Source organism: Anabaena sp. CCY 9402-a, assembly GCF_963920945.1.
In the GTDB taxonomy this organism is placed as follows: Bacteria; Cyanobacteriota; Cyanobacteriia; order Cyanobacteriales; family Nostocaceae; genus Trichormus; species Trichormus minutissimus.
This window is the reverse complement of the sequence record NZ_CAWUDL010000134.1, coordinates 1-8,816: the sequence shown is the minus strand read 5'-3', so window position 1 is coordinate 8,816 and position 8,816 is coordinate 1. Positions and strand designations below refer to the sequence as shown.

Annotated in this window: 8 protein-coding genes and 1 pseudogene; 8 read left to right on the top strand and 1 reads right to left on the bottom strand. The window is 43.5% G+C overall.

Annotated features, from left to right (window positions below):
• The coding region (locus ACM0OR_RS27175; protein ID WP_414579516.1) for a hypothetical protein at positions 1 to 214 on the top strand (214 nt) is incomplete at its 5' end.
• 292 nt (positions 215 to 506) lie between these two features.
• Here ACM0OR_RS27175 and ACM0OR_RS27170 read toward each other — a convergent pair.
• A complete protein-coding gene (locus ACM0OR_RS27170) occupies positions 507 to 1,739 on the bottom strand; it encodes an FIST N-terminal domain-containing protein (protein ID WP_414579515.1) in 1,233 nt (410 codons plus the stop codon).
• Between the two features lie 450 nt (positions 1,740 to 2,189).
• Between ACM0OR_RS27170 and ACM0OR_RS27165 the strand changes: the two genes are divergently transcribed.
• The 7 genes and pseudogenes from ACM0OR_RS27165 to ACM0OR_RS27135 form a co-directional block, all read left to right on the top strand.
• A complete protein-coding gene (locus ACM0OR_RS27165) occupies positions 2,190 to 2,426 on the top strand; it encodes a Calvin cycle protein CP12 (RefSeq protein ID WP_190705891.1) in 237 nt (78 codons plus the stop codon).
• Positions 2,427 to 2,744: 318 nt separating this feature from the next.
• Positions 2,745 to 3,341 carry a DUF3177 family protein gene (locus tag ACM0OR_RS27160; protein WP_190705893.1) on the top strand — a complete coding sequence of 199 codons (597 nt, stop codon included), beginning with the start codon at positions 2,745 to 2,747 and terminating at the stop codon, positions 3,339 to 3,341.
• Positions 3,342 to 3,590: 249 nt separating this feature from the next.
• Positions 3,591 to 3,887: a hypothetical protein gene (locus tag ACM0OR_RS27155; RefSeq protein ID WP_414579514.1), complete on the top strand. Its 297-nt coding sequence runs from the start codon at positions 3,591 to 3,593 to the stop codon at positions 3,885 to 3,887.
• An 89-nt stretch (positions 3,888 to 3,976) separates the two neighbouring features.
• Complete coding sequence (gene cbiD / locus ACM0OR_RS27150) at positions 3,977 to 5,092, top strand: cobalt-precorrin-5B (C(1))-methyltransferase CbiD (protein WP_414579513.1); 1,116 nt, start codon at positions 3,977 to 3,979, stop codon at positions 5,090 to 5,092.
• Positions 5,093 to 5,311: 219 nt separating this feature from the next.
• Entirely contained in the window at positions 5,312 to 6,934 is a 1,623-nt protein-coding gene (guaA, locus tag ACM0OR_RS27145) for a glutamine-hydrolyzing GMP synthase (RefSeq protein WP_190705969.1), read from the top strand.
• Positions 6,935 to 6,998: 64 nt separating this feature from the next.
• Positions 6,999 to 7,259 (top strand): annotated as a pseudogene (locus ACM0OR_RS27140) (IS4 family transposase); the annotation flags it as partial.
• Positions 7,260 to 7,538: 279 nt separating this feature from the next.
• The coding region (locus ACM0OR_RS27135) for a tetratricopeptide repeat protein (protein WP_414579512.1) at positions 7,539 to 8,816 on the top strand (1,278 nt) is incomplete at its 3' end.

The following is an 8,816-nucleotide window of genomic DNA, read 5'->3' as shown; positions in this document are numbered from 1 at the left end:
AAGAGTATTGGGTGGGCGAATGTTTGCCCACTCGACAACTTTTTTAGGTGCATTGACTTGCAACTTGATTGCATTGCCTTGCACCTTTGTTGCATTAACTCGCCATCAAGTTGCATCAACTTGTACTTTTGTTGTAGTCAAGAGCAACTTAGTTACATTTAGTTGCACCTTTGTTGCATTCAAGTTGCACAAATCAGCCTTACTTAGTTTTTAAGTAATAGCGTTGGCGTAGCCCACCGTAGGTATCGCCACTCTCATTATTCAACATAACGCGGTGTGCAACTTTCTCTCGAACCTAACCCCCAACCCCTTCCCTACAAGGAGAGAGGCTTTAAAATTTTTATTTCTCGTTGAGATTCCCAGATATTTAAGCCCCTCTCCGCGTCGGAGAGGGGTTGGGGAGAGGTCATCGAACTCACGTTAAGTAAGATACTCGTGACTCAGCACCGGCTAAACGCCGCGCTACCGCTAACAGCACTCAGCACTCAGCACTCAGCACTCACTACTCAGCACTCACTTTGTCGGCAAATACCAAAGACTGAGGTGTAACCGTGTAAAAAAGTTCGATCACCAATAGGGCCAATTTCTCCACCACAGAAAAAGCCCCCGATGGGGATATCTGGAACATAACGCCGAAATAATTCAGAATCGAAATTGGGTTTGCCGTACAATCCTTCACCACGGCCTACACAGGCAAACATTAAAGCACCAACAGCAGTATTATCTAATCTTGATTGTTGTTGATACCGCTCTAAGAGAAATTCTAAATCTTCGGCAGAAGCCTGAGCATCTCGCAGGTGGAATTGCAGACGTTGACCAGGACGAACAAGATCACCAATTGCGATCGCGCCTCCAGATGGATCGACCCCTAAGATAGTACGAATTAAAAAGTCACCCGGCTGTAAAGACAGTTTAAATTCATCCATCGCCACACCGACAAACAGCGAATGCTGTGCTAAACCGCGTTCCTGTTCACTCAGGCTAGAAATCAAATCTCGCAGCACCATCAAAGGTACTTGCTCATCTATTTCCAAAATAATATTACGTTCAGCTTTGGTGATTTGCAGTGGCTTACCGATCGGTTTACATCCTTGTGCCACAATCGTTTCTAAAACAATGTTGCCACTTAACGCTAAACCCACTGTCCCTTCACGGTATAAGCTTTGTTGGATTTCACCAGTATCATTGGCAAACAACGCCAAACGACCAGCAAAACCCCCAGCACTCGCTTGTCCACCCACAATCACCGAACCAGGATAAGCAAAATCCAAACCCTGTAATAAATCGTTAACCCCTGAAGAAAAAGCACTAGAAAGCAAAATAAACTGGGGTGTTGGCGATGATGGTACACCAATCAAATTCACCCAAGCATCTGGAGAACTATCCAAATCAGGTAAATCTTCAGCCACAACATGAAAGACTTGCAAATCTACCCCTGGTAGGTGAGCCAAAGTTAAGCTCAAAGCCGCTTCTGCTTCTAATTCTTGGGTTTGTCCACCAAGGGTAGTACCAATTACACCGCCTCCGCTACAACCAATTAGGACAGGTACAGACAATTTTTCTGCCAACAATGGTAAAACCCTAGAATATTCACTAGCAAACGCAGACGAAATGAACACTAACCCTAAATCCGCAGGTGCTGTTAACGATGAGACAGTCTGTTCTACCACATCTGCTATAGCTGCTTCTAGGGAAGGACGAGTTGATAGGGCATTTGCCCATTGCATTTGATCTGCCATGTGTTTTGGGCTACTGTTTCTTTTGTGTCCAGTGGTTTTTAGTTTTTTATCCTAGATTGAGAATAGAGGTTGGCGAGTGGGGACTGGGGAAGAGAAGTTTTTATTTCGTATTTTTGGGACTTGGACTGTGGGTATCTAAATGGAAATTAAAATATTTATCTTGACTGAGGGGCTAATCCACCCAGTTTTTTGGGTATAGGATGTCTGCTTACATTCACTTAAATAATAGTGTATTGTTGGATTTTTGTAGTGCCGATCTATAAAATCTTAAAAGATAAATGGGAATCTGGGATATATTTCACAGATTGTTGTAATTGTTATCGATACATCATAGCTACAAAATTAGCTGCATCAGTTAATTGGGTACAATGGTGATCGATAGAACACAAAAATATCAATTTTTGCAACTTTTCTATACTGGTACTAACATCACACAACGAGACGAAAACAATGACTGATACTCAAGCCAAAAACATTCAAGATCAAATTCAAGACGAAGTAGAACAAGCTCGTGCTGTTTGTGATATTTCAGGTGGTAGCTCGGCCGAGTGCGCCGCCGCTTGGGATGCAGTGGAAGAATTACAAGCTGAAGCCTCCCACCAACGCCAAGATAAAAAGAAAAATTCTCTAGAACAATACTGCGATGACAACCCAGATGCAGCTGAGTGCAGACTTTACGACGAATAAAAATTAAGTCTGGCATTTTTGACCTGAGAGACAAGCAACCAGAAGTTGTGGACACGACTTTTTGCGAAAATTAGCAATAGGGTTCGCATAGCTTGCTGTTAGCGATCGCATTGCGGAGCAAAAAAGCAAATTTTTGTAGTCAATCTCATAACTCTGTGAGTTGCTTGTTTTTTCTCCATCAGCTTTCTTGAAAATGGGTAAAGACTAGCAGAGAGCAGAAAGTAGGGAAGTAGGGGAAAATAAATTCCCAATGCCCCATTGCCAATTATGAATATAGTTAATGCAATCTAATTGATTATTGAGCGTTTGACGTGAAATATGCAAAATAACGTTTGGTTTCGCCAGTTAGTCTGGATTGACTACCGACTGGCACTATTATTTTTAGTGATGATTCCCTTAATTCTCTTGACTTGGGCTTATGTCCAAAAAGTAGAAGGGATACAAAGACTGTTAATGATTTACTGGCGAGTCTCCAGTCTCCTTGTCATTACAGCTTATTTGATGATTGCCCAGTACCAAGTTAGCTTTATTTCGGGGTTGATAGGATTAATTCTCATTCCGATTTCGCTGTGGTTTTGGGTGGATCTCAATGATGAAATTGAATATTTGCCAAGTACCCCTTTAAAGCTAACTTTTACCTCTTGGCGATGGGCTGTAACCTTATATTGCTTGTTAGGCGCAATAGCGTTCGTACCTTTTTTGGGTTGTGCTTTTTCTAGCAATGCCATCAAAACTCCTGAGTGTCTCGTCTGGTTTGAAGCCCCATTACTATTTAAAGAGTATTTCCATCACAATAGTAAACACGCAATGCTAGGGTTTCTGGGCATAGTTGGTTTAATAATTTACGTGGTTTACTTAAGCTACTTTGTTCTGGTGAAGCTGGGCAAGCAGGGACGCTCGGCTACGCAACAGTAAGGAGTGCTGAGTGCTGAGTGCTGTTAGCGGTAGCGCGGCGTTTAGCCGGTGCTGAGTCAGGAGTAGAACAGTAGAAAAGAAAAGTAGAACAGTAAAATTAATTGCGCGTTGTTCAAAGCCCTGCTACCGCTAACAGCACAAAAGGTTTGTACCCTTCCAGGGAAAAATGCTACTCGTAGCATCTTGTAGAGAAGCCCCAACATCCGGTACGGAAAAAGAAATTCCTTCCAGAAATTCCTATTTTTCAAAATGAGTTCCATTGGCAAGCGACTAGAACAATACACCCTCAAACGTCCTCAAGAAGTCTTACTGGTGACAGTGGAAATCGCTGATGAGCAAGATAAGGTAGCGATTTTCAAAGGTTTTTCCAGTTCTTTAATGCTCCCTACGGCATTTGATCCCGACATCCCAGTGATCCCAGATGAAGCAAAAATTATTAGCATTGACCGCATAGCTAGCCCTTATAATCCTGAAGCTCCCCGTTATATCGAAAGACAAATTTCTTGGGAAGCTATGCAGGCTATTCTGGCGGAAGTGGGGGTGTAGGGGTAGGTGACAGGGGGCAGGTGACAGGGGACAGGGGAGCAGGGGGAGCAGGGGGAGAAAAATACAATGCCCAATCTGACTAATGACTAATGACTCGTAGTGGATACACTTTACCTGTTTTTGCTTGTGCGGCGGCTGTGGCGGCTTTACATTGGTTACGCCACCGTCAACCTTTATCAGTGGCAGTAGTAGACTTGATTGCACCTGCACAAATAGCTGAAATCCCTATAGAACAGGTAGCAGGATTATCTGAGACTATGGCTTTGGCTATTACTCGCTCTGATCCCGGTGATAATCTGGATTTGACTAAAAATACCCCTGTTTGGACGCTGGTTGAGTGGGGAGGGGTGGGGGATGAGCAAGTGACTATTCACGGTGGGGAGGGAATTGGTAAGCAAATTAATGCTGACAATAACCCAGCGATTTATGGTTATGCTCAGAGGCTGTTGCAAGAGAATTTGTCTCGACTACTAGCAGCATCGGAAAAAATCACGGTGACAATTATCTTACCAGAGGGGCGATCGCTCGCTACTCGAACTTCTAATGCTGCCTTTGGTGTTGTGGAGGGACTCTCTTTATTGGGAACATCAGGTATTTCTCAACCTTTAAGTACACCTGAGCAGTTAAATACTTTTCGCACTGAATTACAACAAAAAGCTAGTCAGTTTCCAAGTTTGGTATTTTGCATCGGCGAGAACGGCTTAGATTTAGCCCCAAAAATCGGTATTAACCCTGAGAAACTGGTAAAAACTGCTAATTGGTTGGGGCCAATGTTAGTGGAAGCAGAACTTTTGGGTGTTAAAGAAATCTTATTGTTTGGCTATCACGGGAAGTTGATGAAGCTGGCTGGCGGGATTTTTCACACTCACCATCACCTAGCTGATGGGCGACGGGAAGTTTTAACTACCCACTGTGCTTTGGCAGGTTTAAACAAACAAGATATAGAAGTAGTATTTCACAGCCCGACGGCTGAAGCTGCACTTAAACACCTAAGAGCGTTAGATATTGCTACAGGTAGTGATTGGGTAAATCAAGTTTACCGTGCGATCGCCGAAACTATTGATGCTCGTTGCCAAGAATATCTCCACAGCCATAGTAATAGAGAGATTTTAACTACAGTTTGTGGATCAATTCTCTTTGATCGCGATCGCAAAATTATTGTGAAGAGCAAAACTGCTTGTAACTTAATTGGAAATTTATGTTAATTTATTATGAATAATCATAAATAATCCAAATAAATAATTTTTTCAGTAGCCATCCTAGGGTAATTTAACGTTTTAATACCTTGCCACATCGGCCTAGCAAACGCTTCTTACAGGCGTTTTTAATTGTCTAATCTAGTATTTGCTGACAAACCAGGCAGCAAAGCTGTATATTCTGACACACAGAGCAATCATCTACATCTAAACTGCACTTCCCCGATTATGAATACAGTGGTGACTCTACCAACCGAACAAGCCCCTCAAGCAGTAGAAGAGTTTGGGCGGCTTGAGCGTCAAATTATCGTCATTTTAGACTTCGGCTCTCAGTATTCGGAACTAATTGCCCGACGCATCCGCGAGACTCAAGTATACTCTGAAGTTTTGTCTTATCGCACCCCAGCTGAACATTTACGAAAACTAAGTCCTAAAGGCATTATTCTCTCTGGCGGCCCCAACTCAGTTTATAGTGATGGCGCACCTCATTGTGACCCAGAAATCTGGAATTTGGGAGTTCCCATCTTGGGTGTCTGCTACGGTATGCAGTTGATGGTAAATCAACTCGGTGGGGAAGTAGCCCAAGCCGACAGGGGTGAATACGGCAAAGCATCACTATACATTGATGACCCTACAGACTTATTAACTAACGTTGAAGATGGCACTACTATGTGGATGAGTCACGGTGACTCAGTCACAAAAATGCCACCAGGGTTTGAAGTCTTAGCCCATACAGAAAATACTCCCTGCGCTGCTGTCGCTGACCACGACAAAAAACTTTATGGTGTGCAGTTCCATCCTGAAGTTGTACATTCCATTGGTGGTTTAGCATTAATTCGTAATTTTGTTTATCACATCTGCGAGTGTGAACCCACTTGGACAACAGCCGCCTTTGTAGAAGAAGCAATTCGGGAAATTCGGGCGAAAGTTGGCAATAAGCGGGTACTGTTAGCTTTATCTGGGGGAGTTGATTCTTCCACGTTGGCTTTCTTGCTGTATAAAGCTATTGGTGAACAACTCACCTGTGTATTTATCGATCAAGGCTTTATGCGGAAGTATGAGCCGGAAAGGTTAGTGAAGTTATTCCAAGAACAGTTTCATATTCCTGTAGAATATGTTGAAGCTCGCGATCGCTTTCTCGAAAAAATGGCTGGAGTTACAGACCCAGAAGAAAAACGCCGTCGCATTGGACATGAATTTATTCAGGTATTTGAAGAAGCATCTAAACATTTTGGCCCCTTCGACTATCTGGCTCAAGGGACTCTTTACCCTGATGTGATCGAATCTGCTGATACCAACGTTGATCCCAAAACTGGGGAACGGGTAGCAGTCAAAATCAAGAGCCATCACAACGTCGGTGGTTTACCCAAAGATTTAAGGTTCAAGTTAGTAGAACCTCTGCGGAAACTATTTAAAGATGAAGTCCGCAAATTAGGACGTTCTATTGGTTTACCGGAAGAAATCGTCCAACGTCAACCCTTCCCAGGCCCTGGTTTAGCAATTCGCATTTTGGGTGAAGTCACAGCCGAACGGTTAAATATTTTACGTGATGCTGATTTGATTGTGCGGCAAGAAATCAATCAACGTGGCTTGTATCATGAATACTGGCAAGCATTTGCTGTTTTGTTACCAATCCGTAGTGTAGGGGTAATGGGTGATCAACGCACCTATGCTTACCCGATTGTATTACGGATTGTCAAGAGTGAAGATGGCATGACGGCAGATTGGGCGCGTGTCCCTTACGATGTGCTGGAAGTGATTTCTAACCGCATTGTCAATGAGGTAAAAGGCGTGAATCGCGTGGTGTTTGATATTACCTCTAAGCCACCTGGAACTATTGAGTGGGAATAATTTAATTCGTAAAAAAGTAGAGACGTTGCATTTCAATTTCTCTACTTTTTTTTGCGATGAATCAATTGCTTTTTCTCCTAAGCAACAGCAGTGCTTATCTACTCTTGCACCTACTTTAGAAGGGAAAACTCTACTTCAACAAAATCCCTATCCTCCTTCAACTCTAGCTTGGGCTACTTGGATTATGCAAGGGCTTGGTGGTTGGTCTGGTTACAAGTCTCAAAAACCTCCGGGAATTACTACTTTGGTTCGTGGGATCTATCAGTTTGAATCGACCTTTTTTGGCTGGAAACTTACTCTGGGTCTACTTGTGTGTACACCGTAGCCTTGTAGGGGAGAGGTACTAAGCGCGAGTTCGCTCTTCTCTGCGAGAGGCTGCGCCAAAGCGTTCTCGTAGAGTAGCCGCTCCGCGTCTTTGGAGAGGGGTTTTCCAGATCCCGTGAAAAGTCAGCTCTTTGTCAACGTGAGTCTCTAACGGAAGCGCACGTTAAAGTGACTAAATGAGAAATTCAGTCCGCTTGAGTGGGATTGAGCTAGCTTGAGGAAATCGAGCCAAAGCTTTTGTAGTTTTCTTTTAAACCAGCCAGCATCTTGCTATATCTCTATGAAATCTATTGAAGTTTTTATTTCTTATCACCAAGAAGATGAGGAGCTATGGAAGAAGTTAGAGACTCATTTAGCGTCTTTGCGTCGAGAAAAGATTATTACAACCTGGAGTAATCGCAAAATCGTACCTGGGCAAGAAATTGAAGCTGAAATTAATAAATATCTCAAACGAGCTGGGCTAATTTTGCTGTTGGTGAGTCCAGATTTTATTGCTTCAGACTATCACTGGACAGTTGAAGTTACACGAGCATTAGAGCAAGACGCAAAAGGTAAGGCTCGTGTGATTCCGGTATTGCTGCGCCATGCAGATTGGGACAACCCTCCTATTAATAAATTGTCACCCCTACCTAGTAATCGCCAACCGATAAAAAGCAAAGGCTGGACTGACCAAGATGAAGCATTCTTAGAAGTGGTCAAGGGGATTCGCCAAGAGGTGGCGCGATTAGTTGCTAGCTCGACTTACTCGCCCCCCAAAGAAAGTTCAGCAAACCAAGAACCGCTCGCTCTCAAACCCGAAGCAGATAATGCTCCATCTCAACCTGACAAACAATTTGAAACCGATCTGACCCTAGAACTCCCTCTGAGCATTGCTGAATTGACCTACGGTACAGAAAAGAAGATTGCGCTCGATGATGGCTCAATTACTGTGACTGTTCCATCTGGTTTTATTCCTGGTAAGAAACTACGGATTCGAGGTAAAGGTAAACTTAACCCGATAACCAATCAACGGGGAGATTTGTATCTCAAGGTTGTCAGTTTTCAAGACGTGGATGTGTCACTAAAGAACTATCAGCAAAAGCTACGACAATATGAGCAAGAGCTAATCAAAGTCCTTCAATGGGAGTATCCACTCAGCGAACACAGTCGTGAAGGACTAAAGAATTATCAGCAGATGCTAAAACTCAGGGATGAAGATGTAACTCTGCTTGAGGAGAAAGTCACAGCACAAGAGTTAGAAAAACTCGAATATCAAGTTACAAGCCTGATTAACGAAGCAGATCGTTTAGGCGATGATAAAAAGTTTGAAGAAGCAGCCCTCAAGTACAAAGCAGCCCTCCGCCTTGACCCAAACTCTGTACTTGCTCACAATAACCTGGGGTATGCGCTGAAAAAGCAAGGGAAGTTAGAAGCAGCGATCGCCAGCTACCAAACAGCCCTGCGCCTCGACCCAAACTTTGCCAACGCTCACAATAATCTGGGGTCTGCACTGTACAGTCAAGGGAAGTTAGAAGCAGCGATCGCCAGCTACCAAACAGCCCTGCGCCTCGACCCAAAC

Excerpts from the sequence above, each read along its gene's own strand:
- ACM0OR_RS27170 (WP_414579515.1), bottom strand. The coding sequence starts at position 1,739 with ATGGCAGATCAAATGCAATGGGCAAATGCCCTATCAACTCGTCCTTCC.
- ACM0OR_RS27165 (WP_190705891.1), top strand. The coding sequence starts at position 2,190 with ATGACTGATACTCAAGCCAAAAACATTCAAGATCAAATTCAAGACGAA.
- ACM0OR_RS27160 (WP_190705893.1), top strand. The coding sequence starts at position 2,745 with ATGCAAAATAACGTTTGGTTTCGCCAGTTAGTCTGGATTGACTACCGA.
- ACM0OR_RS27155 (WP_414579514.1), top strand. The coding sequence starts at position 3,591 with ATGAGTTCCATTGGCAAGCGACTAGAACAATACACCCTCAAACGTCCT.
- cbiD (WP_414579513.1), top strand. The coding sequence starts at position 3,977 with ATGACTCGTAGTGGATACACTTTACCTGTTTTTGCTTGTGCGGCGGCT.
- guaA (WP_190705969.1), top strand. The coding sequence starts at position 5,312 with ATGAATACAGTGGTGACTCTACCAACCGAACAAGCCCCTCAAGCAGTA.